20 protein-coding genes are annotated in these 25,654 nt (G+C 51.1%); 10 read left to right on the top strand and 10 right to left on the bottom strand.

The features are described from left to right. Positions 1-297: 297 nt before the first annotated feature. From CXQ80_RS08105 to CXQ80_RS08090, 4 genes are all read left to right on the top strand, one after another. Positions 298-975, top strand: coding sequence for a DUF5710 domain-containing protein (locus CXQ80_RS08105; RefSeq protein WP_101318262.1), 678 nt, complete (start codon positions 298-300; stop codon positions 973-975). 174 nt (positions 976-1,149) lie between these two features. Then, a complete protein-coding gene (locus CXQ80_RS08100) occupies positions 1,150-2,772 on the top strand; it encodes a hypothetical protein (RefSeq protein ID WP_101318260.1) in 1,623 nt (540 codons plus the stop codon). 268 nt (positions 2,773-3,040) lie between these two features. After that, positions 3,041-5,680, top strand: coding sequence for an NERD domain-containing protein (locus tag CXQ80_RS08095; RefSeq protein WP_101318258.1), 2,640 nt, complete (start codon positions 3,041-3,043; stop codon positions 5,678-5,680). Between the two features lie 404 nt (positions 5,681-6,084). After that, the gene (locus tag CXQ80_RS08090; RefSeq protein ID WP_101318256.1) at positions 6,085-6,669 is read left to right on the top strand and encodes a Panacea domain-containing protein; all 585 of its coding nucleotides are present in this window, start codon (positions 6,085-6,087) and stop codon (positions 6,667-6,669) included. Between the two features lie 1,101 nt (positions 6,670-7,770). On the opposite strand, the gene CXQ80_RS08075 is transcribed toward CXQ80_RS08090, so the two are convergent. Both CXQ80_RS08075 and CXQ80_RS08065 read right to left on the bottom strand, forming a co-directional pair. Beyond that, positions 7,771-8,307, bottom strand: coding sequence for a hypothetical protein (locus CXQ80_RS08075; RefSeq protein ID WP_101318252.1), 537 nt, complete (start codon positions 8,305-8,307; stop codon positions 7,771-7,773). Positions 8,308-8,872: 565 nt separating this feature from the next. Next, a complete protein-coding gene (locus CXQ80_RS08065) occupies positions 8,873-11,293 on the bottom strand; it encodes an AAA family ATPase (RefSeq protein ID WP_101318250.1) in 2,421 nt (806 codons plus the stop codon). A gap of 3 nt (positions 11,294-11,296) precedes the next feature. Between CXQ80_RS08065 and CXQ80_RS08060 the strand changes: the two genes are divergently transcribed. Then, entirely contained in the window at positions 11,297-11,656 is a 360-nt protein-coding gene (locus CXQ80_RS08060; protein WP_101318248.1) for a histone-like nucleoid-structuring protein, MvaT/MvaU family, read from the top strand. Between the two features lie 117 nt (positions 11,657-11,773). Here CXQ80_RS08060 and CXQ80_RS08055 read toward each other — a convergent pair whose 3' ends face one another. The 6 genes from CXQ80_RS08055 to CXQ80_RS08030 form a co-directional block, all read right to left on the bottom strand. Further along, positions 11,774-12,535 (bottom strand): hypothetical protein, encoded by a 762-nt coding sequence (locus CXQ80_RS08055; RefSeq protein ID WP_101318246.1) that lies wholly within the window; start codon positions 12,533-12,535, stop codon positions 11,774-11,776. Positions 12,536-12,793: 258 nt separating this feature from the next. Beyond that, positions 12,794-13,687: a DUF2971 domain-containing protein gene (locus CXQ80_RS08050; RefSeq protein WP_101318244.1), complete on the bottom strand. Its 894-nt coding sequence runs from the start codon at positions 13,685-13,687 to the stop codon at positions 12,794-12,796. A gap of 414 nt (positions 13,688-14,101) precedes the next feature. Further along, on the bottom strand, positions 14,102-15,484 hold the full coding sequence (locus CXQ80_RS08045; RefSeq protein WP_101318242.1) for an ATP-binding protein: 1,383 nt from the start codon (positions 15,482-15,484) through the stop codon (positions 14,102-14,104). Between the two features lie 441 nt (positions 15,485-15,925). Then, positions 15,926-16,399 (bottom strand): hypothetical protein, encoded by a 474-nt coding sequence (locus CXQ80_RS08040; protein WP_157831733.1) that lies wholly within the window; start codon positions 16,397-16,399, stop codon positions 15,926-15,928. Positions 16,400-16,423: 24 nt separating this feature from the next. Then, positions 16,424-17,014: an MbcA/ParS/Xre antitoxin family protein gene (locus tag CXQ80_RS08035; RefSeq protein ID WP_157831732.1), complete on the bottom strand. Its 591-nt coding sequence runs from the start codon at positions 17,012-17,014 to the stop codon at positions 16,424-16,426. Between the two features lie 4 nt (positions 17,015-17,018). Further along, positions 17,019-17,423 carry a hypothetical protein gene (locus CXQ80_RS08030; protein WP_101318235.1) on the bottom strand — a complete coding sequence of 135 codons (405 nt, stop codon included), beginning with the start codon at positions 17,421-17,423 and terminating at the stop codon, positions 17,019-17,021. Positions 17,424-17,513: 90 nt separating this feature from the next. Here CXQ80_RS08030 and CXQ80_RS08025 point away from each other — a divergent pair, with 90 nt between their 5' ends. Next, complete coding sequence (locus tag CXQ80_RS08025) at positions 17,514-17,801, top strand: helix-turn-helix domain-containing protein (RefSeq protein ID WP_256585711.1); 288 nt, start codon at positions 17,514-17,516, stop codon at positions 17,799-17,801. Between the two features lie 409 nt (positions 17,802-18,210). On the opposite strand, the gene rnhA is transcribed toward CXQ80_RS08025, so the two are convergent. After that, entirely contained in the window at positions 18,211-18,663 is a 453-nt protein-coding gene (gene rnhA, locus CXQ80_RS08020) for a ribonuclease HI (RefSeq protein WP_101318230.1), read from the bottom strand. Between the two features lie 23 nt (positions 18,664-18,686). Next, positions 18,687-19,463, bottom strand: coding sequence for a class I SAM-dependent methyltransferase (locus CXQ80_RS08015; protein ID WP_101318228.1), 777 nt, complete (start codon positions 19,461-19,463; stop codon positions 18,687-18,689). A gap of 84 nt (positions 19,464-19,547) precedes the next feature. Here CXQ80_RS08015 and gloB point away from each other — a divergent pair, with 84 nt between their 5' ends. From gloB to CXQ80_RS07995, 4 genes are all read left to right on the top strand, one after another. Continuing rightward, positions 19,548-20,327: a hydroxyacylglutathione hydrolase gene (gene gloB, locus CXQ80_RS08010; RefSeq protein WP_101318226.1), complete on the top strand. Its 780-nt coding sequence runs from the start codon at positions 19,548-19,550 to the stop codon at positions 20,325-20,327. 100 nt (positions 20,328-20,427) lie between these two features. Beyond that, positions 20,428-21,858 (top strand): lytic transglycosylase domain-containing protein, encoded by a 1,431-nt coding sequence (locus CXQ80_RS08005; protein ID WP_101318225.1) that lies wholly within the window; start codon positions 20,428-20,430, stop codon positions 21,856-21,858. Positions 21,859-21,980: 122 nt separating this feature from the next. Further along, positions 21,981-23,810, top strand: coding sequence for an extracellular solute-binding protein (locus CXQ80_RS08000; protein ID WP_101318223.1), 1,830 nt, complete (start codon positions 21,981-21,983; stop codon positions 23,808-23,810). Beyond that, entirely contained in the window at positions 23,807-25,654 is a 1,848-nt protein-coding gene (locus CXQ80_RS07995; RefSeq protein WP_101318221.1) for an extracellular solute-binding protein, read from the top strand. The genes CXQ80_RS08000 and CXQ80_RS07995 overlap by 4 nt, the downstream gene beginning before the upstream one ends.

Here is a 25,654-nt window from a genome sequence, read left to right as displayed (position 1 = left end):
GGTTCACATCAGGGAAGCGTGTTGACGACTTGCGCCGTCCTGGCCTGCAACCAGGCGCTCTAGTTAGCTCATTGGCATCTCGGCCACATGCTCAACCTCGACGACAGCGCACGATCAGATCTGGTTGAAAATCTGAGCAGCAGGCTTGCCTAAGGTGATTGCCCATCCATTTTTTGTAGAGCAACGACGCCCTCTGCTGACGCCGCGATTTTCTGGGATACTGAGCCTTCAGGCAACACAGAAAGGCTCTAGTATGGGCTCGGGCGCCTTATGGTGCGCAAAAGTAAGGAAACAGGAATGGCAAGGATTGATCTGAAAGTCCCCTTCGCAGAGAAAGACGAAGCAAAATCCCTCGGTGCCAAATGGGACCCTAGCCAGAAGACCTGGTACACCCCAGAGGGAGTCGAGATTGGCCCCTTGGCTCAGTGGCTGCCGGTGACACAGCACGACGACCTGGAGCACGGACCAGAATTTTGCGTCAGGGCGCCGTACTACTACATCCTGGAGTCGGTCTCCGACTGCTGGGGCTGCTCCAGCTTGACTCGTGTGTATTCGTTCAAGTTGCCGGAGACACACGAAGAATTCGATTACCACGAGGATGAAGACGAGGATTTCACGCTCACCAGCAACCTGGGCGAATGGCAGTGCCATGGATATCGGGGGACCGTTTCCAACGTCGACAGCCTCTCCCCCCTGGTCACGAAGCAGATTCACCGCTTTACCAGCAAGTTCAAACTGGCCCACAGCAAAACTGCTGGCACCCGATACTGGATGAATCACTGCGAGCACTGCGGGACCAAGCTCGGCGACTTCTTCATGCACAGCGAGCCTGGTGGAGCGTTTTTTCCAACCTCTCCCCACGAAGCCCAGCGGATGACCCTCATCAGAATCAACGAGCGGTTTGACGCCAACTGTAGCGTCGGCTTCGTCTCCGAAGACTTTTTCGACTTTATGCAAGTTTTCGGGCAGCTGTGATACATAAGTTAAATAGCGCGAATACCCCATCGTAATTGAGCGAATAATTTCAACAGCGCACCTAGCTCAAGCGAAAGAACCGATACAAAACTTGAGACAACCTAAACCACCACTTCCACTGAACCCATCAATGTCAAGCCAAGCACAATCCCTAAAAGCAAAAAGGCAAATCAAATGATCACTCATCTCGACCATTTATCCCGAAACAAAACCACCGAGAAAAATATCGATATGAGAATGGCGCTTTATGATGGAAGCCTTAAAAGCATTGGGGTTTTTCTTGACGTACTCGATGAGCTTATAAGCACCTTCAACACGGCCCCAGAACGACATAAATTACTTAGGATTCAAAGCTTCTTAAAATACAAAGGCGACATCCACAACTACCGTCACCCAGAAAACATATTAGGCAAAGTAGAGCATGAGTACCTGATTAATTTCTGGACTTACCTGCAAGACATAAGAGGAAAGCTCTATATGTCGCACGGCTCAACACTCGACATTATAAAAAACACAGCGCAACATATTCAAAGACAAATATTCTTAAACAACCTGACAAACGATCAAATCAAAGAATCGATAGAGCTTTCTCTAAAGCAGTACTCCACATTTAGTTATGCATTTGCTAGCCAAGGAGAAAACCTTGCAGTAATATTCCATCACCCCAGCATTATACTATACATAGTGAGATCATGGAGTGACTATACTGCAAAGCCTGGAAGAGACAACTTCCATCTTATAGTCACCACAGATAATGAATTCAGTATACCTTTCGAAATAGCAACTCAAGGCAACGTAAGCTCGTTAGCCATCAGAAATGAAAGAGGTTACTTCGATCAAATCATACTGTCCAACCCTATCCAGTACTGCATCAATCGAATACGCACCGCTTCGGAAAAACTTAATTCCAATTGCTCCACAGAGGCGAAGGATATTAGCGAATATAGTTCATGCCTTGAAAAACTCATTAAACTCAGAGAGGGACTCCAAGAATACAGCAGAGCCCAAGGACATCTTTTTCTAGAAGAGCTAAAACTGACCAGGAAATATATTGAGGTCGCTAATGACCGAATATTTAATAATCACGCCGCCCCTTTTAAAAAGCAAGAAAATACTCTTAGAACAGTCCACACCCTATTGTCTGGAATGTGGGATTCATGGGTGAATGAGCTTAACCTGAGTGAACACATACGCGCTTCTCTACTTGAAATAAAAAGAAATGACGGCTTGTACAGGCTAAAGAACTCCGACAGCTCTTCTCAAAACACATTTAAAGAGGAAAACCTAACCGCCGTTCTTGCCAGCCTGCTAAGAGCAGCCTACTTTAAAAACAGCAAAATATCAATTCAACGTGAAGCTTACATAGGGTCAGGACGCGCAGACATAAAAATAACAAACCTTGGGAAAACCATAGGGCTAATCGAATCTAAACTTGCAACAGAAAATTTTTCCCAAAGAATATATGAAGGCCTACATCAACTATTCAAGCGATATAGCGAAAACGATGTTATAAACGAAGGCTCCCCGATAGACCTCTACCTAGTGATTTTTTCGTTCGACAGGGAATTCGGTGCCATAGCGCAGCACATCGAAGCCGCCGTTGATAAATACTCACTGAAAAAAAACATTAGATGTCAAAAACACGAATGCAGTGAAAACCACCTAACATTCACATACATCGAACCTAGAGAGACATATGGATTCTTAAACAAATCCAGAAACGTAACAATATATCTTTGCAACATGGAAGTTGACTACAAAGCGAAGCTTTTGGCTTCGGCAAAACGAAAAAAATAGTGCTGCTATGCAACACTCCTGACGAGAATGAAAAATCAAAGCGCACAATGTTTCCGCCTTCACTTGCTGGCCCGAGAGAATACAACACCCAACCTATAGGACGGACTACGGCTCGCCGCTTGGTTAGATACCCACGCGACCAGCGTGTTTCGCTCGATCTATACCGGAGGAAGCATTCAGGTGCCTGTTACACTGCCGATAAAAACGGAGCACCGACTGGAATGCAATCACCCCACTTGAGCACAAACTAGTAGAAGGCGTTTCACCGATGGCAAGGATGATCCCTGACAGCGGACCTCGTGGCACCGACAGCAAGGGTGAGCGAGATCTTTACACCATCTTCAAAGCTGAGCTACCAGACGACTATACCGTCATCCATAGCCTTCCCTGGCTCAGCGCCGCCGTGAAAAAGGTTGACCCTCAAGCCAAGCCGACCGGAGAGATCGACTTTCTGATCATCCATCCGGAAAAAGGGCTACTCGTGCTCGAGGTGAAGAGCGGCGAATACGGTGTAAAAAATAACGAGTTTTTTCACCGTCACAAGCTGTACTCCATTGATCCCGTTGGTCAGACGCGCAAAAACGTTCACGGGATAGCCAGGTGGTTAGGCTCTAACCCGTTGCTCCGACTCCGTATTGGCTACGGATTTGTGTTCCCCGACTCCGATTTTGCAGGCAAGCCAACAACCCCTGGCATGTACGACACGACCTCCGTTCCCGCACAGCCGCTCTACGTCGACCATCGAGAGATGCCGAACGTTACAGAGCGCGTCGTGGCACTCATGGACTACTGGAAAACCACCCTGGGTAACTTCGACTTGGGCGAAGCCCGTGTCGCTCGCCTCATTGAATTTCTGACCCCAGAAATCGACGGCAGACGCGGCTGGGCCAGTCGCATCCTCTTCGACAACAAGGAATGGCTCCAGCTAACCGAGGAACAGAGCATCGTAGTTATGAGGGTTCTGAAGAACCAGACCTCACTCGTAACCGGATGGCCTGGCACCGGCAAAACGCTGATTGTGATCGAAACAGCTCGAAGACTGGCCTCTCAGAAAAAGAAGGTGCTGGTGGTTTCGTTCAACAACAAACTCACAGAGTATGTTCGCACCCAGCTTGTCGACTCAAAAACCTGCGACGTGGTTACTTGGCATGGTCTATGTGGGCAGGCGCGCAACGTCTTAGGCCGCACCAGTGAGCCCGGCAAAGAAGATGAGTGGTACAAGTTGCAATGCGTGCATGATCTGAAAGACGCCATTGATCAAGGACGCCTGAGCGGCTACAGCGCCTTGCTTGTCGACGAGTCTCAAGCGCTCCTCCCTTCCTGGTGCGAAACCCTCTCCAGCTGGTTCCATGACAAGCCCAAGGCGTTCTTCTGCGACGAGACGCAAGTATTCCCATACGAACGTGGGAACATCTCCCTAAAGGACCTTAGCGAACTACTTGGCGTAGATCCATTTCCACTCACTATCATCATGCGGATGCCAAAGGCGGTGACGAGCATCCTTGAAGAGGTCGTGCCACCAAAACTCCAACACTCAACCCCGAGAACATTGGAGCATGACACCGCCGTCGAAATGATTAGCGCAGATCCATGCAAGGAGGCATCTCAGATCAGGCAAAACCTCATTGATAGCGGCGTCCTGCCTGAAGATATGGTAATCCTGATCGCCAGATTCATTCCCAGGCAGTATGTTGAATATTTAATAAGAGAACAGCCACGCTGTGAAACCATTACGAAATTCCGTGGACTGGAAGCGCCTATTATCTTGATTCTTGGGGCAGAGCTGCTTGACACTGCTGAGTTATTCAGTGCCTACTCCAGAGCTACATCAAAGTGCATCGCCATTTACAATGCTGGTAGCTACAGCTGGTCTAGACAGGAAGCATTTAGATCGAGACTTATCAGCCTCCCCAATCACCAAGCGATATTGCAAGAAGAAAAATACAAGCTCCGCATCGACAACATAGTAGCTCGATCCACAGAGCGAACAACTCTGAACCTCGCCAGCCTTAATATTTCTTGGGCGGAATCGTGGAAAGTTTGGCTCATAGAAGCAGATGATGATCAGTCACTGGCAAAAATGTGGATCGCTTACTTAGCACACAAGCTGCCGCAACCGATTTTTTTCTGGCCGAAAAACTCAACTACCAGATTCCATTATGCCAAAATCAATTCATCATTTACAGAAGACGTAGACTCCCCGGACTCGTACTCAGCTCAGAGCTTAGTTTTCTACCCTTGCCAAAAATGCGTAGACTTAACGCCACACACTGACATCATCAAAGCCAACTGTATACTGTGTGAAACAGAGAAAGGCAGGACTTCTTATCCGGACATAACCATCATAGATGCCATCCGCATCATGGATAGCCTGATCTCAGGAGAGTTGGACAAAGACCGTATCCGTGAACTCCAGCCTCGTCTACCATTAAATATAGCCGCAGCCGCCTCTTTATTCCGCGCCGAACGAAACAAAAAACGCTCGAACGCACTAAAAGTTCAACTACCCACAGGCCGCAGACTCTATCTAATTGCCTTCATATTTGCACAGGTGAGAATTGCTACCTCCAGCCCAGGAGCTATCATGGATGTAAATTTTCTTGCGGATGAAATCTATGGACGATTCAACGGACTGGCGTCAATTTCTTCAACTGACTGGAGAAAGATTTTCGCTAACGCGATGGGTACGCTCTACGCGAAAGGCTACATGAGGAAAATTAGCAAAGGATTTTACTCGCCAATGGAGGACGAACAAACGCCTGTGCCCAGAAGGTATAGGTCCGACGGCTACGGAGCGACTAGTGAAGGTGAAGATCTCGAAGCGGACGATCTCATCAACGTAGAAATTGAAGACAGTGAAGATGATCATCTCGAAGCAATTCCAGAGTGCATTGTAGTCCATGCGTAGAGGCTAACATTGACATGAGACCGTCTGAACGCAACGCTATGACCAAACCATTGCCCAATAGGCATCTTCAATCAGGGATGAAGCAGGAAAAAGTAGCGTCCTTGGTGGGTACAAAGTCAACCATATAGCACACAGCAGACAGCCGAACCAAGTTAACTAAAACTCTCAGGTGCCACGTGAGGAGAATCAATATCATACCAAGCGTGTAATCCGAACCGAAAATCCTTAGACCCTTTGAAGTTACTCTCTAAGTGCATAATCACCAACCATCCCACGCACACATCGCCAATAGCCAAAATTTATTAGCACTACACATAAAAATTTTTACGTGAAGAATCAAAATTCAATACTCACCAATTTACCAGCGCGTAGATTTCTGCTAATATCCAGATAGAGGTGACAGCATGCATACTGAAAAAACCATACAATTGATGCATTTTTTTACTGAGAAAAACGGAGGAACAATCTCCGACGTTAAGCTCATGAAGCTACTTTATTTCACTGACCGTCTATCCCTAGAAAAAACTGGCTACCCCCTTACGTATGATGATTATTTTTCAATGAATCGCGGCCCCATTCTAAGTGGAGCAAAAAATATTATTGACAAATATAGCAATCCACAATATCAAAGCATTTTCAATGAAGCCACTCCAGGTAAGAGCCCTCAGAATTTCAATTTAAAAAACGTCTCACTAAAGAACACTGGAAGCTGCATTAGCGACATTGACAATGTGGATTTTGACTTATTTTCACTCCAAGATCGTGAAATAGCTGAAGCAATTTTTGCAAAGTTTGGGGCCATGGATGATGACGCAATTGTTCAATACGCCCACAACCCTAGCATTTGCCCAGAATGGGAATGGCCAGACGGCAGTCGCAGGACTATTTCGCTCGAAACGATCCTCCACAAACTTGGGTATAGTTCGGAAGAAGCTAATTCACATGCAGCAAGCATCAAATACTTCAAGGACGTTGTCTTTAAATCGTAGCGCCCCCCAGCGTGAATCTCTAAGAGGCAGGATTTTCAAATGGGATGAGGGTAGTGGAATAGCTCACTACTGGTTTGTGTTAACCAGTGAGCATAAGGGTAAATACATCACTGCCAGCATCACTAGCATGCCTTCTTCACAAGGAACGCAGACTAAAAGAGTTGATGAGTCCTGCATCCTAGAACCAAGACACTACGATAAAACGCTTTCTTTTTTGACAAAAAAGAGCTTTGTTAATTATTCAGGAATGAAGGAGTTTACCCGAGAGGAGCTTGAAATTAGATTGAACGCTGAGGGCGCAGGCAACTATCGAGCCCCATTATTTATGATCGAGCGCATGGCTGGCGCCATGATACTTTGCGTGGGCGCATCGCAGCGATTCATAAACCATTACAGGGGGATTACAGATTGCAACTGCCGAGGCTGAGATGAAACGCTTGTGAGTTAGATGCCTTCTGAAGAGCGCCTCTCATTTCTGGAGTAATACGGCCCGAATTTCCCGATGACATAAACGACCTTCGCCGACGCCGAGTACGCCAACAAGCGTAAGCAGACCCGCGAGGAGCTGTGCCTGATCGAGGCTAATCAGGTAGTACCGTAGAAGTGCTTGACTGCTCTGCACCAGCGGTGAAGGCTACCGTCCGACGCCTCCACTTATGGCAATGCTGCGCTTATCGACCACACGGTATACTCAGGCAAAATCGACCAAAGGGGACCGTTGATGACAAATCAGCCGATAGACCGCGACATGGGTGATATCGAAACCACTTACTACGACTCCGACCAAAGGCGCGCTACACGGCTCCATCAGGTGCTGGGCTATGTGGCGGCAATGATGGCCGTTAACGGGGCGGGCCGATTAGCACCTCGCGTATCACGGGTACACGACCACAAGGGTATACTCCAAGTCCACTGGACCAACGCCCCGAGCGAAATCGAGAAACATGCTTTTAAGGTAGCCTGGAGTAGCGAGGTTGGCGACGGCTCAGAGCTGGTTGAGCACTTCTTAGACGAGGCTCAGCTGGATTGACTAGAGGTCTTCATCCGTCGCTGCTCACCCATCCGATATTAGCTGATGCTTGTGCAGCGGCCAGTTCTGGGCTAGCGCCAGTGTTCTTCGACCATCCAAAGAGGCTTACTGCCCATGTAAAGCTTGATCGCATTGATGTGCGCCAAATAGTCTGAGAGTTCAAAGTTCGTCCAGGATCTACAAGCCCTTTGCGCCTCATAAAACGCAACCGCTGCGTCGGAGCGTTTTTGTTCAGCAAATACCTGACGCAACCCCTTGAACAGTTCACCGTCGAGAGGGGGATGCAACAGACAAACCTTTGGATGGGCTTCTGACCCACCGCAAATCAGCTTGGTTTTCAAGTAAATATTGACCAGCTTTTGGGCTCGACCATAGTTGATCCCAGTGATTTTATTGTTGCCAGCAAACGTGACTATTGTTCGCATTTTCTCCAGCAGCCATGCATCGACATCCGCACCAATATCATCCGGTTCTCGAACTTCTTCCAATCCAGCAACCTTGATCAACCGCCGTGCAAGATCGAGTGTCCCTCCTTTAAGCCTACGGTTCCAGGCACGGGAAGCAGTCCAGACGGCATAACTGTGCTTATGCTGGTGAATATCGTACATGTGGAGCCTTCCAAGCGGAGTTTGCCAAATCCTAGCAGAGCCGTGAGCCATACTGGACCAACTGATACTGAAATCTCAGCAAGTGGTGAGGCCCGCACCATGCAAGACAGGCCGCTACCACCGGATCAGCAGGTTAGTCACGGCGCGCTCGTTAGGCCACTTTCCGCTGCACTGAGAGAAACGTGTCGTTCCTGAACATTCTGAGGATTGCAGCGGCGATCGGCTGGAAGCCCCCTGAACTGCTAAAGGATGCGGGCCTATAGTGAGTACGAGGCATTTGGTGACGATGCAAATTAGCGAACCCTCACCGGAGGTTAACGGAGTCGCTTCGTCGCCATGCCATTCGCTATCGCCAAGCCCTCTCGCCTGGTCCTGGGTCAACTACTGCGTCCGTAAACCGTTGGCGATTGTGCCAACGCACACCTCGACTCCAAACCTCCATGCCATGCGCTAGCCCTCACTTTGCGAGGGTTATACCTGACGGACTCCAAGGCATACCAACTCACGTAAATGGCCTATGAAACGGAGCATTCGCCACATCACGAATGCCCGCCTCATGTCAGATTTACTTGCTCATGGCCTGGTAGTGCTCTGCATACCCACACTCTTCGAAAATCAGCCTCAAACCATCTTTGAACACATCATGATCGAACTCCTTTATGTCAAAAATATTTTGACCCAAGGAATGTGACTCTCGATTCATATACCTGTAGAACGTTGCAAACTTATCAGTCGACAGGACTGGCTTCTGGAATACATTATTAAAATCCTTCTTCTGAACAAAATTGAAGAAATACTCAACAATGTTTCGCATGCAGTTGGCAATCAGCGCAGGTGGGGCGGCGTGATCCTTTATGATTGACCAATAGGACTGGTAGTCATTCTGAATTTCCTCATATTTCATTTGAACCACAGAGCTTCCGCTTGTGTTTTTGAAAACCCTGAACAGGTGTTGTGTCTCGGCCCGTTTCTCTTTGCTAGTGTGCGTCAGCTCGTAGAAAAAATACAGGCTATGGGTGAGAACAAGCACTTGCGCATACAGCTTATCATTAATTAAATACTTCTTGATCAGCTGTCCGATGTTGAAAACGTAGAGATGGGAAAGACTGGAGATTGGATCGTCAATCACAACCACTTTGGCCTGAGGCACCGCAGTAGCGGTTTTCTGCCCTTTGCACAGTTCCATAAAATAAAGAAAACTAATAACAGTTTTCTCGCCCTCGCTCAGCGAATGAAATGCATTCGCTTGATCGGTCGCCCTGGAGACCCGGTAGAAATTATCACCATACGGCACCACAGAAAATCCATCGACGCCAATCTCTACCAGCCCAGCATTGATATTCTCAATCGACTCTTCGATGTTGACTGTCTGCTTTCTTAGCGCTGCAAGCTTGCCGCTAGAGGTTGCGACAGCAGTATCGATCTTGGTGGTTTCCTCGTTTATTTCGCCAGCCTCGTCTTTGAGATCTGAAGCTGATTGCGCATAGGCGGAAATCGTCTGATCGTAATCCCAGCGCATCAGCGTCCAGAATCGTGACTTTATGTCATCCCGAGTTCTCCTCTTGTTTGCCAGCTTGGCATTATGTGCCTCAATCAGCTCGTTCAGACCGCCGATTAAATCGTTAATCATGTCGACGGCAGACTGGGTATCAGTGAGAACAACCGGCGTGCTTGGACTTTTAATTTTATTGCCAATATGCAAAGTATTTTCGCGAATTGATGCTTTCAACGCCTCGCAAGCAATATTCCAGGCATCCACAAGCTCTTTAGTGGCAAGCGGAGAGGTTGAGATATCTTGAAAATTCAAGCTGCCAGTTAAAACCTCGTAGCGGGTCTTGGCTAACTCTAAACTCTTGACATCCTGTTCGTAGGCTTCGTCGAATACCTGACGGATGGAATTGATGATATTTTTAGTGATTGTTTCCTGCTGACAGAAAGGGCAGGTTTGAGGATCCTTGTCGTCTGATATGTATTGGAGCCCTTGCTTCACCCAGTCGGAATTACGGGTTTTGGCGATGAACTCTGCAACTGAACCTTCTTGGCTGCCGACAATAATTTTGGACCAGAGAGAATCCCCTTCAATAGTCAGCCAACCAGCCGAAAGGGTTGAAATTTTCGTGAATGGCGCAGCACCCTCGCCCTCAATGGACGACGCCTCCGCTTTCAAGCCATCTACGGTGTAGCTAGGTGCATTTTCTGGCAGAGGTAGTCCAACAATATGCTGGAAAAGAAGCTCTGTCCTTTTAAGGCCGTCTAGGCAAAACTCCAGAACGCGATCTCCGCCCGAGAAATTCGTCTTGATTTCCCAGACCTTTCCACTTGCCTTTGTCTTCACTTGATCAAGCTTGATGGCGTTGTCCGTGGCCCGCTTAGAGTTCTCTTGTTGAGCAGCTAGGTGCTTTTCAAGCTCCTTTGTTTCCGCTTCGATTTGCTGGAGCGCAACTTTATTCTCTTTTGATAAAGTAAAAATCCCCTTTAGCTTATCTTCCTCGTAAAAATAGTCATTAAGGAAACTTTGGTTATACACCAAAATCTCACATGACTGGCTAATTTTCAGACTGCATTTTATGAATCGCGGGTCAGTCTGATTGTAGAGAAAATCAGAAATAGTGCTCTTTCCTGCACCGTTCAGCCCGTAGATAAGTGATGTTTTATTGGTAAGTGAGAATGTAGATTTTGATTTGTAACTAGCGACGCCATCTATGTTCAATTCCGTGATCACAGCCAGACTCCTAAGTGCTAAGTGGCTTTGCGCCATCTCTGTTGGCGAGAGAAAGCATAGGCGAGCTAAGCACTGCGCGCCACGGGCTGAACACGCTGATAATGTCATTGAGCATTCGGAACGCCAATAGATACCTGACGCGATGGTCAGCAGCCCAGCTGGCCCCCTTTTTGCTTCCAACCGCTCAGTTGCCGGGAAGACTCCAGAAGCTAGACATTTCTCGGTTCCTGACCAGATAATGCCCATACACCCGAACAGGAGCATAAGATGTCTCGTCTTGCAGAATTCCGAGCCCTTGAGCAGCAATTGGCAGCCCAGCTTGCAGAGCTTGAGTCGCTCAAAAATGATGATGCTCTGAAGCGCGAGATTCAATTTGAACAAAAACTCCATGAGCTGATGGCCGAGTACGGCTATAGCTTGCGAAATATCATCGCAATCCTAGAGCCGAAGGCCACTCCCTCGCGCGCGCCCGTCGACGCTAAAGGCAGCAGAAAGACCCGCCAGGTGAAGCGCTACATAAATCCCAATAGTGGTGAAGTTATTGAAACTAAAGGTGGCAATCACAAGGTATTGAAAGAGTGGAAATCCAAATACGGCTCCGACACCGTAGAGTCCTGGTTGAGCTAAAATAAATTTTACTTTTCCCGTTGATTAACAGCGTGGACTTACTTTCGATTACTCCGAGGTGGAAAGTCGCAAGTAAATCAATTAGCCTAACAAGCTCAAGACACCGACTTAGCGCAATTAAGGCTTTGTAATTTTATGGTCGGCTTGCATAGCCTTCTCGAACCATGACGGAACATTCAGTGTATCGCTAGATACTCTAGATGGGATCGCACGCCAAAAACCCACAACAGCGCCAGAAAACTCATCAAGCTGCTTGTCAGTAACTGAAAGATGGGTATGGTCAATTCTGCTCGGTATCATGATACTTCCATTATTGCAGGAGGAATTCAAATACTCAGAGTGAAGAGACTTTAACTTATCGAGCGAGAGGCCTTCACCATGCTTGTAAACATTCACTACGTATCGACAAGCGCTGAGCTTCTGAATGTATCCTGCGGTGCGCTTGGCGAGCCCCATCAAATCTAGTAAATCGACAATTTCATCAAAAGTTGCCTTCCACACTTTATCAGTAACGTTAGGCCCTCGGTGCCAATGATCAATTTCCTTCAGAAGCCACCGACGCAATTCTTTATCCCAAGAATGATACATTCCAGCGACGATGCTAAGTCTGGTTTGGTCTCGTAGCTCACTAAGTAAGCGATAATATTCTAAGCCTTCATGATAGGCGTTTTCCTCGATACTTCCAGGATCGTCCCGGTCTGGATCGAAATTCTGAGACTGCTTGGCTAACCAGCGTTCAGCAGCCTCATCAGACTCTTGCTCCATATTGTTGAACTGAGAAAGAAGCTTATTTTTTCCTTGATCAACATAGAAGCCGTGTTGATCAATAATAGACTCTCGCCAAGGCTCCCAAATATCAAAAAACGTGACTGGCCGCATTTCGCATCATCCTTGTAAGTTCTTACGACTTAATAAAAAAACCGACGCACCGAAATCCACATCAAGTACTGCGTCAAACCGTATTGTGATTCACACCCGACTTAGCGCTATCCTCGACCCAAAGCCAACATCATGTGCTCACGCAGTGCTCGTGGACAGCCTCCAGACTTAGCGCATTAATATTCAATGCTTGCTAAAGGGTCGGATTGACTAAGGCAATTCGATCCATCATGCTGAAAATCCATCGATCAGAACAACCTACTCTTTTTTAAATCGCTCCAACTTAAAGCCAGTGGGACCTTTATGAATTCTTTCTAAATCGATGTGATCAAAATGGGAGCTAGCGACTAAAACTTCTAACAACTCATTTATCTTTGTCTCTCTAGCATTTAATCCAATTATTATTTTCGTTATGCAACTGGCCGGAACATCGAACAAGGATACTTCATCACCAAAATCAGTGATAAATTTTTTTGATGCTAGATCTAATGGCAACAGCATGCGCCACTCTTGCTCATACTCCCAACTTTTGCTTTTTAGCACGAAAGTGTCGAACGGCATATCCATCATTGTTGCACTTGGCTGTCTATCATCGTAAATGACTTGACGCAAGTGATAGAACTCATCTTTTTCTGATCGGCGACCATTGAAGAAAGAGTGTGTAGTGTCAAATTCCAACACGAACCCTGTTGAGTTTTCCGCGTAATTTGCCCACATAGGTGGGGAGATAGGCGTCGCGCTCAAACTTAAAATACCAATTATTTTGTTAAGGCCCTCATACATTCCTTCCTTTAGCTTTGGCGTTAGCGGCGCTATATAATCCCTATGGATATCGTTGACTTTACCTGCATTGAACATATTTGAAATAAATTGTTCAAACATTTGAAACAGTTGCTCTTTCGAAACCAAGGCAAATAAAGCCCTTTGATCGTCTGGAAGCTCTTTAATTGCCTCCAGTATCAATTCTTGCTTGTCGGCCTTTTCGTAGTGATCTCGAAGCTGCTGAGTTGACACTATTTCACTGAACAGCAAATTAAACTCGAATGGATCATTTAATGCCGAAGGCTGAGTAAATCGTATTTTCAAATTTTGCAATATGTCAATTCTAGCAGGCGGAATATATTTGTAGAGCTTTTGAGGTGGTAGGTCCATGGTATGTATATCATCCCAACTCAATGAAAATTGAAAACTGCCATACAACTAAAAATCTAGTTCGCTAACGCAGTCTATAGAAATTGATTAAAGACTTCTCACGAACGCAGCCATTCATATTTTATGGCATATGACTTGATTAACGCAGCACGGCGAGTGAAGAATGGGCCATTTGTTAAAATCTTTACCAATAATCTCTTCGCCCCCAAGGCCGCCATTAATTATCGGTCACTGCCAATCAAGCACGATTATATTTTAAAGACTTCCTGATATTTATGTACAGCCCTACAACAAAAGCGCTTACATGCAACATAGATCGAAATCAGACATCAGCTGCAACTCGGCCACACCCGCTTTAAAATATTAAAAGGTAATAGTTTTCAGACAGATTAAATCAGCAGAGATACGAAGGCACTACCTGACCCATCGAACCTTTGTTCCTGTTGAATCATCGAGCTTTCTGATCAAACCCTTGTCCCGCATTACTGCAAAAACCGACGTCGCTTGCTCAGGGGAAAGCACGCCGGTCAAATCTCTAAGCTGAGCATTGCTTATGTAGCCGTGCGCATCGATAAATTCCAGAACTAAGCTCTCGGGATCTTTATTGGATTGATAATGCAGCGTGACCGTCACATAGTTATCAGCTTGTTTAATAACAGGATCTATCAGACCATAATCACGCATGCGCTGAAAGGCAGTATTCATGCCCTCGCCTAGATCCCTGTTTGGCATAGAGCTATATTTTGATAGGAGCCGAACAAGTTTAGGGTTGCGTGACGCACGATTATCTAGGATATTCTCGACTGTAACGAGACCCGGTAAGCGCCCTGGGCTTTTAACTTCAATTCTATTGTTATAAACACTGACAAGCACGTTATCTGAAATGGAGTAGTCTCGGTGAATTACCGAATTCACCAAGATCTCCCAGAGTGTTTCTTCTGGGAACGAAATTGACTGATATCCGGCAGGTGTCCAGGCAAAGCATTTCGCAAGCATTTCTTTTATTTTTTCTGCTGCCTGCGTTACTTGAAGATATAAAGGTGCTTCAATGCTGAAGTTATCAGAGGTCAGAGCATCGCGATCCAACTCATCCTTCTTCGTATCATATCTGACGATCCGGATCGCGCACTGCGAAGGCATCACAGACGAAGGGTTATCTGCAAAAAGCAATATAGAAGATACTTTCGGAACCCAACTATCGGAATTAACCAGATGTTCCTGAAGCAAGAAGTCAACGGGATCTTTATTTGTAATAGGGAGTTGATCGAGATAGTGCGCCAAGGCAGAACTTTTCTCAATGCTATCAATTTTAGCGATATCGACCTCTCTATCTTCAGCCGACATCACACCCTTAGCGTAAGCAAGCTCCATTAGCTTGGCCGGCCCTTTTACAGATAATGACTGAGCGCCTCTTCTGATGTAGACGGACTTATCTGCCGTTTCGTGTACTTGCAGCCCCTTGCTGACTGTGATCTTGAGTACATAGGTCAAAGACATAGTCTGTCTTTTCAAAAAAACGTACTTAAAATCAACTGTCGGATTTAGGCTGACTAGGGCTTCCAAATGCTGATTGTAAGCTTCACGGGAATCACGCCCTACCCAGCGTTTTAGTGGCTCCGATTCTTCTTTCTCATCGGAAATCCCGACAAGCACCACGCCTCCGTCAGAGTTCGCGAATGCCACAACAATCTTTTGAAGCCCAGCTGGCTTTATTTCAAAAGCTTTACGGTCGAAGAAGTCTCCTTCATCTTCCGAGCAATAGTAGAGCGCTTCTACATCGTTGATCTCTCGCAGCATTCTCTATCCTTGATAGACTGACATAAGCAATAGAAATTTCTAGAAACTATTTATTAGCTATTCAGCTTGCGATTGCATTGCCAAAACGTCGCATAGATACCCTAAACCATCAAGGCAAAATATATGACGGAATCGACCTAGTCAAGCATAAGCCCCACATTTTATATATAAAGCGTCATAAATCAGGGCGGCAAAAATTTGACACTCCGAGATCGCCGCACCGATTGCTTAAGAAGCAAAAAGAAAAATAAATCAATAATCAACTCTTGATAACTAGAGTTAAGCTTCCTAAAACTTCGTTCACTCTATTCAAATGATCTTTCTTGCTTCAAGTAATGAGCACACTTGAATTTATTGAAGCAAGGACCCGATCTGACATCATTAATTAGCCTCCAAAACCATCACCCCTGAAATATCAGATTGAAGCCTTTAAAAATCTAGCTAGAAACCATCAGTGTAATACCCCCAAGGCGACGTCAGCTCATGCAACGCTGATGAGATCCTTGATTCTGCCAAAAGCTCGGATTTTTTATAACTCAACGCCACAGCAATAATCATTGCAAACTCATCCAAGATAAGCGGATCAGTGGACCACACTTGAATCTGCATTACGGAATCGTCACGAAAATCACAGCGATCTACATATTCAACTTCCCCTTTAATCATCTCCCACTCATCAAACGAAATGGCATAGGTTTTCTGTACCCCGTCAGCAAGCATGGTATGCGCATCTAAAAACGTATCACCAGCCATAACCAACTTAGAATGATTGAACGCCCTCACGCCATACGACATCAGTCGCGGTGAGGAAACGAGATCGCGTAGAGCCGCAAGATCAACCGCTCCACTGGCGAACTCCTCTTCCAAAATTTTTCGAAGCACAGCTTCTAGACCAGGGTGGTCAACCATATACATTATGAACGACGCTAAGCTTCTCAATTATACATTGACTCCATATTCGATTCTTTTCAAAAGGTCATAAACTGCATGGCAGCCTTCAACAGTAGTTAGGGCTTCTACTGGGCGCACCCGCCCTAGAGCCAAACACTCCTCTTTTAGCCAATTCGCATATTGATCCCTGAAGAACCACAACACCAAGGAAACCGCTTTCGCAAAACTCACCGAATAAACTTCACTATACTCGCACACTGTCACATCAGACTGATTCGGTAACTGATGTTGAAGACAGCGAACTTGGAGAAAACCGTTAGCCTCGAAGTACTTCCCTGTCATACCGCACTTCTCGCATACGCACCCAGATACCAACTCAGCCACATCCAATATTCGGTTAGTTACTACATCGCCCCCTCGAATGTATGTTCGCAGCAACCCAAATTTCTCTTTTACCTGCTCAACCCGGACGTCCAAGGCATGCTCTGCGCTGTAACGCCCAATTAGAGAGAGCATTCCATCAATTAGCGAAACCCAACCATCATTACATTCGAAGCCAAACAGATCATCAGCCCCCTTGAGTCCGAATAGCAACTTACGATGGTGGTCTAATAGGATTTTTTCATTAATGCGATCCAAGACGTTAACCCTCGTACTGCCACATTACTTTCGATGACTGACCGGCCAGTTCGGATGGATAGAAGCCATTATTACGAAGTTCATAGCAGAAACGCCGCCCAACGATATGAAGGCGCCTCAACGGCTCCATCTTCCAGTTCGCGCTCTGGTTTAGCCAGGGAGGTGATACCAATTGAACTTCTCTTATGACTTCATCGGAGCTGCTTCTCGAAGCCAAAGACAAAAAGTAGCTAGCTCCTGGTATCAGCAGCTGCTGCGCATGCACCGCGTCGTCCTGCACGACCTCGTACGTTACGAAGAACCATTCGTGGGAGGCTGTCATTGCAACGTACGCCCATCGATGCGCCCCAGGTTGAGGAGGGAAAAACGGGCTCTCATCCAAGCGACCAACATCATTGGTTTCGAACATATTATATGCCTCTTACCCTTTTGCGTACTATAGTACGCTGAAACGGAAAGCTCAATGTGCCTATATGCTCACTTTTTCCGGAGAGCGCACGTGGGCGACCTGAAAGAAGCATTTGCGCTAGCTTTGAAAGAGCTGAGGATGCGTGCCGACCTGGCACAGAACGATTTCCCCCCTGATGTCAGCCGCGAGTATGTGAGTCTGCTCGAAAGGGGCCTTCGCTCCCCCACGCTTGAGACAATCGACTCCTTAGCCAAAGTGATGGGCATCTCGCCTCTCACGCTTGTCATTCAGTGCTACATGCGACGAGACCCTGACAGGAGCCTCGACGAGCTGCTGGGCGAAGCCAGGTTGCAGGTGAGCAGAAAAATGAGTGAATAGCTTTGGGTAAGGTTGGTGAGGAACTTTAGGTGACACCAGCGAGAGCAGAGGCTGTGCTGGCACCTATGAGAGGACAGCCGGGGGGTGCTGCGGCGCGGAGGCTCGCCCTCGTATGAGGGCTCAGACCTTAGGCAGATATAGGCGAGCAGCTTCTGCGCCCAACAGGCCACGAGGTTGCGAGCACGCAGAACGCTGAAAGGTAGGAAATGGCTATTTTTACGATTTTTAACCTTTTATCCAGGTAAAAAATAAAAAATCCATTTAAATCAGCATGTTGAGCTTCTAGAAAGTTTTGACACCTGGGTTGACATTGGAGTCCAACACGACGTATCGGGTGTTCTGCTGCTCCACGGGCGGTGGCTCCAACTGCTACGACAAAAAAGAGCCGGGAGTATACCCCAGCGTCGGATTACTTGTGACGCGCGCGAACTTCGTCGACGCCGCGGTTGGCCAACTGGTCGGCGCGTTCGTTGCCATGATGGCCGATATGCCCGCGCACCCACTTCCAGGTGACCTTGTGCCGGTTGACCTGCTCGTCTAGCTCGCGCCACAGGTCGGCGTTTTTCACCGGCTCCTTGGCCGCGGTCTTCCAGCCGCGCTTCTTCCAGTTGGCCATCCACTCGTTGATGCCTTTCATGACGTACTGCGAGTCGGTGGTCAGCACAACCTCGCATTCACGCTTGAGCGCCTTGAGGCCCTCGATGGCCGCCATCAGTTCCATGCGGTTGTTGGTGGTCTCCAGCTCGCCGCCCCAGAGTTCCTTTTCGACGCCCTTGTACACCATCAGCACGCCCCAGCCGCCAGGGCCCGGATTGCCCTTGCAGGCGCCGTCGGTAAACATCTCGATGCTTTCTTCGCTCATGTACTGCCTTAATTCGCTGTAATTTATCGACCCGGATGATGGTCGCGGTTGGCCGGGTCGCGATTGACCTTGGCCAGGGGCAGCGGCAGCAGTTTGCCCATCGGCTCACGCCGGGCCGGTTGCAGTGGCCGCAGGCCGACTACCATCTTGCGCGCTATCAGCAGGTAGACGCCGCCACCTGACATCTGCCAGCCACCGGCTACCCGCTCCCACCCGGTGAGGCGCTGCTGCCAGGCCGGTGAAGCAAGCGGCGGACGATAACAGCCGAAGCGGCGTTTCTCCAGCGCAAAGCCGAGCAGGTTGAGCCAGTCACCGACCCGCGACGGCGGGATGCAACGTGCCTTGCGCAAGGCGCCTTTGCTGAACAGGTGGCGCATGCCCCAACTGCTCCATGGGTTGATACCGACGATCAGCAGATGGCCACCCGGACGCACCGCACTGGCGGCCTGGCGCAGCAGGCCGTGAGGCGACAGGCTGAAGTCCAGCCCGTGCTGCAGCACCACGACGTCCGCCGCATGTTCGGCGAGCGGCCAGGCCTGTTCTTCGCAGACGATTTCAACCCCTGGCAACGGCGCACCGAGGCGCACATTGCGATGCACCTGCTTGGCATGCGGCGGCGCCTCCGCCCCTGGCCCGTAATGCACCAGATAACCACCAAAAAAACGCGCGAGTTCAGTTTCAAGCAACTTTTCTTCTTCGCGCAGCATCAACTGCCCAACAGGGCCTTGAAACCATTCGCGGGCCAGGCTGATCAGCTCGACCCATTCAGGGTCGGCCTGGGCAAAGGCTTGGTCGGTCATTGCGTCTTCCCTCCAAGGTTCTCCCGCCGCACCATCGCGGCTAAGATGCCCTTATGTCCCACGGCAGATGATTCGGATCCGCACATGATACAGATCGATGCACTACCCGCTTTCTCTGATAACTACATCTGGTTGTTACAGGATACTGCCAAACGCCAGTGTGCGGTGGTCGATCCTGGTGACGCCCAACCGGTGCTGGACTGGCTTGCGGCCAACCCAGGCTGGGAGCTGAAGGATATCCTCATCACCCACCATCACCACGATCATGTCGGCGGCGTTGCCGAGCTCAAGCGAGCCACCGGGGCGCGGGTCAGCGGCCCGGCCAGCGAGCAGATCCCAGGCCGTGACCTGGCGCTCGAGGACAATGCCCAGGTCACCGCGTTGGGGCTGACCTTCGAGGTGCTGGCGATGCCCGGGCACACCCTTGGCCACATCGCCTTTTATACCGCACAGACGCCGACACCGGTGCTGTTCAGCGGCGACACGCTGTTTGCCGGCGGTTGCGGCCGTTTGTTCGAGGGCACGCCAGCGCAGATGCACAACTCGCTTGAGCGCCTCGCCGCCCTGCCTGACGCCACCGAGGTCTACTGCGCCCATGAATACACCCTGAGCAACCTGCGCTTCGCCAAGGCCGTCGAACCGAGCAATTCGGATGTGCTCGCGCGCTTTGAGGAGGTGACCAGGCTGCGCGCAGATGAGCGCATAACGCTGCCTTCCAGCATTGGCCTGGAACGCCTCACCAACCCTTTTTTGCGTACTGCAGAAACATCCGTTAAACAAAAAGCAGACGAGTGGAAGGGACATTCAAACGAAGGCCAAGCTGCTGTTTTTGCTGCCTTGAGGTCTTGGAAAGACGGCTTCTGATAACCTCAAGATATATCGTAATTGAGGGGCAAAGGTTGACCCGGGCAAAAGCGGTTCCTAGAATCGCCCAACTTTTTCACCCGGATACCTGCCCCAGCCGATGCCTTCCAGTAGCCGCAGAACCTCGCAATCCGTCGCTTTGACGCGCCTCGCACAGATCAGTGCGCTGGCCCTGGCTGCCACTTTAGTGGGCTGCCAGAGCACCCGTCAGGTAGATGAATCCGAAAGCGTTCGCGCGCACAACTATCAGGCCCGGATCAAGCACAAACCGGCCCCGTTGATCATGGCCAAGCCCAAGCAGCAGGCGCCCCAGGATGTCTGGGAACGCATGCGCCAGGGCTTCGCGCTGCAGGACACCATCGACGTCAATCCGCGCATCGAGCAACAGCGCCTGTGGTTCGCCAGCAACCCGCGTTTCGTTGAAACCGCCGGCGAGCGCGGCAGCCTGTACCTGCATTACATCGTCGAGCGCCTCGAAGAACGTGACATGCCGCTGGAGCTGGCCCTGCTGCCGGCGATCGAGAGCGCCTACAACCCGATGGCGTATTCCCGAGCCCATGCAGCTGGCATGTGGCAGTTCATCCCCTCGACCGGGCGCCACTTCAATCTGCGCCAGACCAACTTCTACGATGGCCGCCGCGACGTCACAGCATCGACCAACGCCGCACTGGATTATCTGAGCCGTCTGCACGACATGTTCAACGGCGACTGGCTGCTGGCCCTGGCGGCCTACAACGCCGGTGAAGGCACCGTCAGCCGCGCTATCGAACGCAACGAAAAACTCGGCCTGCCGACTGATTACTGGAACCTGCCGCTGCCGCAGGAAACCCGCGACTACGTGCCCAAGCTGCTGGCCCTGTCGCAGGTGGTATCAACACCTGAATCGTATGGCGTCAACCTCAACCCGATCGCCAACGAACCGTACTTTGCCGCCGTCGCCATCAATGACCGCCTCGACCTGTCGCGGGTCGCAGCCTTTGCCGATATCGATGAAGACGAGCTGATCCAGCTCAACCCGGCATTCAAGAAGCGCATGACGGTCGACGGCCCGCAACAACTGCTGGTGCCGACTGCCAAGGCGCAGTTGCTCTCGGCCAGCCTGTCCAACCTGAACCCTGAACAGTTGCTCAGCCTGCAACCACGCAAGGCCGTGTTCGAAGCCGCTGTCGCCGAAGCCAGCGCACCGGCCACGCGCAGCTACCGAGTCAAGCGCGGTGACAACCTGGGGAGCATCGCCAAGGCCAACCGGGTTTCGGTCAAGGATATCCAGCGCTGGAACAAGATCTCCGGCAATCGCCTCAAGGCCGGCCAGGTCCTGGCCATGCGCGGTGGCAATGCGCCCTCTGCAGCCGCCAACCGGGTTGCTTCGGCCAAGCAGCGCTCGACTCAGTACAAAGTCCGCAAGGGCGATTCACTGTACCTGGTGGCCAAGCGTTTCAACGTCGAAATGCAGCACCTCAAGCGCTGGAATCCGCGCAGCGGGCATGCCCTCAAACCAGGCCAGACCCTGACCGTCTACCTCGGTCATTGATCCTCCCGGGGCTGTCACCCAGCCCCGCTTGCAGCCCCCTCTCGCATCACTCTTTTTCCAATCCCGCCAAGCTGTTACTGTAGCCCGACCAAAGCCCAACGCCTTCTGGATCGGATGCCGATTTGATACGTCCCCTCCTGCTGTCCTTCAGCCTGGCCTTGAGCTTCCCCGCCGCCGCCACCGTCAGCGAGAGCCACGGTTACGCGCAGTTCGGCACGCTCAAATACCCAGCCACATTCACCCACTTCGATTGGGTCAACCCGCAAGCGCCTAAGGGCGGAACCTTGCGGGCCATGGCATTTGGCACGTTCGACACGCTCAACCCCTACACCTTCAAAGGGTCGAGCCCGGTCACAACGCCCAACTTCCTGCAATACGGTGTCAGCGAGCTGAACGAGACGCTTATGGTCGGTACGGGGATGTACGATCCGTCCGGCGATGAGCCAACCTCAAGCTACGGCCTGATTGCGCGCTCGGTCGAGTACAGCGAAGACCGCAGCTGGGTGGTGTTCAACCTGCGCCCAGAGGCACGCTTTCACGACGGCAAGCCGATCACTTCGGCGGACGTGGCGTTCTCCTATCGCACCCTGCTCAAGGACGGCCACCCGCTGTACCGCACCAACCTGCAGGAAGTGCAGCGAGTCGACATTCTCGGGCCGTTGCGCATTCGCTTCGTGTTCAAGCGTGCCGGCAACCCGTTGTTGATCCTGCGTCTGGGTGAGATGCCGGTACTGCCCAAGCATTACTGGCAGAAGCGCGACTTCAAGGCCACCACCTTCGAGCCACCGCTGGGCAGCGGGCCCTATCGCATCACCGAGGTGCAGCCGGGGCGGCGCCTGGTATTCAAGCGGGTCAAGAATTACTGGGGCAAGGACCTGGCGGTCAATCGCGGCAAGTACAACTACAACCGCGTCGAATATGAGTTCTACCGCGACGCCACGGTCGCCTTCGAAGCGTTCAAGGCCGGCGAGTTCGACATCTACATCGAACATCAGGCGAAGAACTGGGCCAACAGCTACAACTTCCCTGCAGTGCGCCGTGGCGAGGTGATCAAGGCGCAGATCCCGCACCGCATCCCGACCCAGACCCAAGGGCTGTTCATGAACAGTCGCCGCGCCACGTTCAGCGACCCGCAAGTACGCCAGGCGCTGGGTTTGATGCTGGATTTCGAGTGGACCAACCGCGCCCTGTTCAGCAGCGCCTATCGGCGCTCGACCAGTTATTACCCAAACAGCGAGTTTGCTGCCAGCGGCCTGCCCACCGGCAAGGAGTGGCTGCTGCTGGCGCCGTTTCGCGACGAACTGCCGGCCAAGCTGTACACCGAGCCCTACCAGGTCAGCCATACCGACGGCAGCGGCGTCAGCCGCCAGACCTTGCGCGAGGCCCTTGCCCTGCTGGGCAAAGCCGGCTGGAAGCTGGACGGCCAACGCCTGGTGGACGCCAAGGGCAAGCAGTTCCAGATGGAGTTGTTGCTGGTGAACCCCAATCTAGAACGGATCCTGCAACCTTATGTCGAAAATCTGGCGAGCATTGGCATCGATGCGCGCTTGCGCACGGTAGACCGCGCCCAGTACAAACAACGGCTGGACCAGTTTGATTTCGACATGATCCTGATGACCCTGAACCAGACCCTCAGCCCAGGCCTCGAGCAATGGCTGTACTTCCATTCCAGCCAGGCTTCGACCAAGGGCAGCAAGAACTATGCGGGGGTCAAAGATCCGGTGGTCGACCACCTGCTCGACACCCTGCTCGCTGCCCGCACCCGCGATGACCAGGTCGCCGCCGCGCGTGCGCTGGACCGGGTGCTGTCGTGGCATTACTACATGATCCCCAACTGGTATCTGGACAATCATCGCCTGGCCTACCGCAATCGGTTCGCCTTCGTCACCACGCCGCCCTACACCCTGGGCCTGAACAGCTGGTGGCTCAAGACTTCGGAGAAAGCCAAATGATGCCGCACCGCCTGCGCCAACTGGCCGGCAGCCTGCTGCTAGCCTGCCTGAGCCTTCCCGTGCTGGCTGCCCCGCAGCACGCCTTGACCCTGTATGACGAGCCGCCCAAGTATCCGGCCAGCTTCAAACACTTCGACTACGTCAACCCAGATGCGCCCAAAGGCGGCACCTTCCGCCAGTCCGGCTTTGGCGGTTTCGACAGCCTCAACCCGTTCATCAACAAAGGCGTGGCTGCAGAAAACGTCGGCAGCATCTACGACACGCTGATGCGCCAGAGCCTGGACGAGCCGTTTACCGAGTACGGCCTGGTTGCCGGCAAGATAGAGAAGGCCCCGGACAACAGCTGGGTGCGCTTCTACCTGCGCCCGGAAGCACGTTTCCATGACGGCCACCCCATGCGTGCCGATGACGTGGTCTGGACCTTCAACACGTTGGTCAGCCAAGGCGCCCCGCTGTACAAGGTGTACTACGGTGACGTCGCCGAGGTCATTGCCGAAGACCCGCTGAAAGTGCTGTTCAAGTTCAAGCACAAGAACAACCGTGAGTTGCCGCTGATCCTTGGCCAACTGCCGGTACTGCCAAAGCACTGGTACGAAAACCGCGAATTCAACCGTGGCAACCTGGAAATTCCTTTGGGCAGCGGTCCCTACCGGGTTGCCGAGGTCAAGGCCGGTCGTTCGGTGCGTTTCGAGCGGGTCAAGGACTACTGGGCCAAGGACCTGCCGATCAACCGCGGCATGTTCAATTTCGACGTCATGACCTTTGACTATTACCGCGACAGCACCGTTGCCCTTGAAGCGCTCAAGGCCGGCCAGTTCGACTACAACCTGGAGATGGCGGCAAAGAACTGGGCAAACGCCTACAACGTGCCCGCCGTACGCGAAGGCCGCCTGATCAAGGAAGAGCTGCCCAACGGCAACCCGACCGGTATGCAGGGCTTTGTCTTCAACCTGCGCAAGCCAATGTTCCAGGACGTGCGCGTGCGCAAGGCGCTGAGCCTGCTGCTCGACTACGAGTGGACCAACAAGCAGCTGTTCAACGGTGCCTACACTCGCACCAGCAGTTACTTCGAGAACTCCGACATGGCGGCCACACAGCCGGCCACGCCGGATGAACTGAAAATCCTCGAGCCGCTGCGCGGCAAAATTCCCGAGCAGGCCTTTACCGAGGTGTTCAAGAACCCGGTCAGCGACGGCAGCGGCATGATCCGCGAGCAGCAACGTCAGGCCTACAAGCTTCTGCAGGAAGCGGGCTGGAAAATCGTCGACGACAAGATGGTCGACGCCCAGGGCAAGCCGGTGGTGATCGAGTTTCTGCTCGCACAGACGGAGTTTGAACGCGTGCTATTGCCGTTCAAACGCAACCTGGCAGACCTCGGCATCGAGCTGACCCTGCGCCGGGTCGAGGTGCCGCAGTACATCAACCGTCTGCGTTCGCGCGACTTCGACATGATCGTCAGCGGCTTCCCCCAGTCCAGCTCGCCGGGTAACGAACAGCGCGAGTTCTGGACTTCGGGCGCCGCCGACAACCCCGGTAGCCGCAACTTCATCGGCCTGCGCGACCCGGCCATTGACCAACTGGTCGAGCAACTGATCAACGCCGACTCACGTCAGAGCCTGATCAACCACGCCCGCGCCCTCGACCGCGTGTTGCAGTGGGGCTACTACGTGATCCCCAACTGGCACATCAAGACCTGGCGGGTGGCCTACTGGAACCACATCGGCCACCCCAAGGTCTCGCCCAAGTACGATGTCGGCATCGACACCTGGTGGATCAAGCCTGATGTGAAACCGGCCGTGACCACGCAGCCTGCGCCAGAGACCACGCCGAGCGAGGCCAACTGA

Origin of the sequence: Pseudomonas sp. 02C 26 (genome assembly GCF_002843585.1) — a bacterium.
Taxonomy (GTDB): domain Bacteria; phylum Pseudomonadota; class Gammaproteobacteria; order Pseudomonadales; family Pseudomonadaceae; genus Aquipseudomonas; species Aquipseudomonas shirazensis.
Note: the sequence above shows the minus strand (reverse complement) of the source record. Positions and strands in the feature narration are given on the sequence as shown.

Excerpts from the sequence above, each read along its gene's own strand:
- CXQ80_RS08105 (WP_101318262.1), top strand. The coding sequence starts at position 298 with ATGGCAAGGATTGATCTGAAAGTCCCCTTCGCAGAGAAAGACGAAGCA.
- CXQ80_RS08100 (WP_101318260.1), top strand. The coding sequence starts at position 1,150 with ATGATCACTCATCTCGACCATTTATCCCGAAACAAAACCACCGAGAAA.
- CXQ80_RS08095 (WP_101318258.1), top strand. The coding sequence starts at position 3,041 with ATGGCAAGGATGATCCCTGACAGCGGACCTCGTGGCACCGACAGCAAG.
- CXQ80_RS08090 (WP_101318256.1), top strand. The coding sequence starts at position 6,085 with ATGCATACTGAAAAAACCATACAATTGATGCATTTTTTTACTGAGAAA.
- CXQ80_RS08075 (WP_101318252.1), bottom strand. The coding sequence starts at position 8,307 with ATGTACGATATTCACCAGCATAAGCACAGTTATGCCGTCTGGACTGCT.
- CXQ80_RS08065 (WP_101318250.1), bottom strand. The coding sequence starts at position 11,293 with ATGCTCCTGTTCGGGTGTATGGGCATTATCTGGTCAGGAACCGAGAAA.
- CXQ80_RS08060 (WP_101318248.1), top strand. The coding sequence starts at position 11,297 with ATGTCTCGTCTTGCAGAATTCCGAGCCCTTGAGCAGCAATTGGCAGCC.
- CXQ80_RS08055 (WP_101318246.1), bottom strand. The coding sequence starts at position 12,535 with ATGCGGCCAGTCACGTTTTTTGATATTTGGGAGCCTTGGCGAGAGTCT.
- CXQ80_RS08050 (WP_101318244.1), bottom strand. The coding sequence starts at position 13,687 with ATGGACCTACCACCTCAAAAGCTCTACAAATATATTCCGCCTGCTAGA.
- CXQ80_RS08045 (WP_101318242.1), bottom strand. The coding sequence starts at position 15,484 with ATGCTGCGAGAGATCAACGATGTAGAAGCGCTCTACTATTGCTCGGAA.
- CXQ80_RS08040 (WP_157831733.1), bottom strand. The coding sequence starts at position 16,399 with ATGTATATGGTTGACCACCCTGGTCTAGAAGCTGTGCTTCGAAAAATT.
- CXQ80_RS08030 (WP_101318235.1), bottom strand. The coding sequence starts at position 17,423 with ATGTTCGAAACCAATGATGTTGGTCGCTTGGATGAGAGCCCGTTTTTC.
- rnhA (WP_101318230.1), bottom strand. The coding sequence starts at position 18,663 with ATGAGCGAAGAAAGCATCGAGATGTTTACCGACGGCGCCTGCAAGGGC.
- CXQ80_RS08015 (WP_101318228.1), bottom strand. The coding sequence starts at position 19,463 with ATGACCGACCAAGCCTTTGCCCAGGCCGACCCTGAATGGGTCGAGCTG.
- gloB (WP_101318226.1), top strand. The coding sequence starts at position 19,548 with ATGATACAGATCGATGCACTACCCGCTTTCTCTGATAACTACATCTGG.
- CXQ80_RS08005 (WP_101318225.1), top strand. The coding sequence starts at position 20,428 with ATGCCTTCCAGTAGCCGCAGAACCTCGCAATCCGTCGCTTTGACGCGC.
- CXQ80_RS07995 (WP_101318221.1), top strand. The coding sequence starts at position 23,807 with ATGATGCCGCACCGCCTGCGCCAACTGGCCGGCAGCCTGCTGCTAGCC.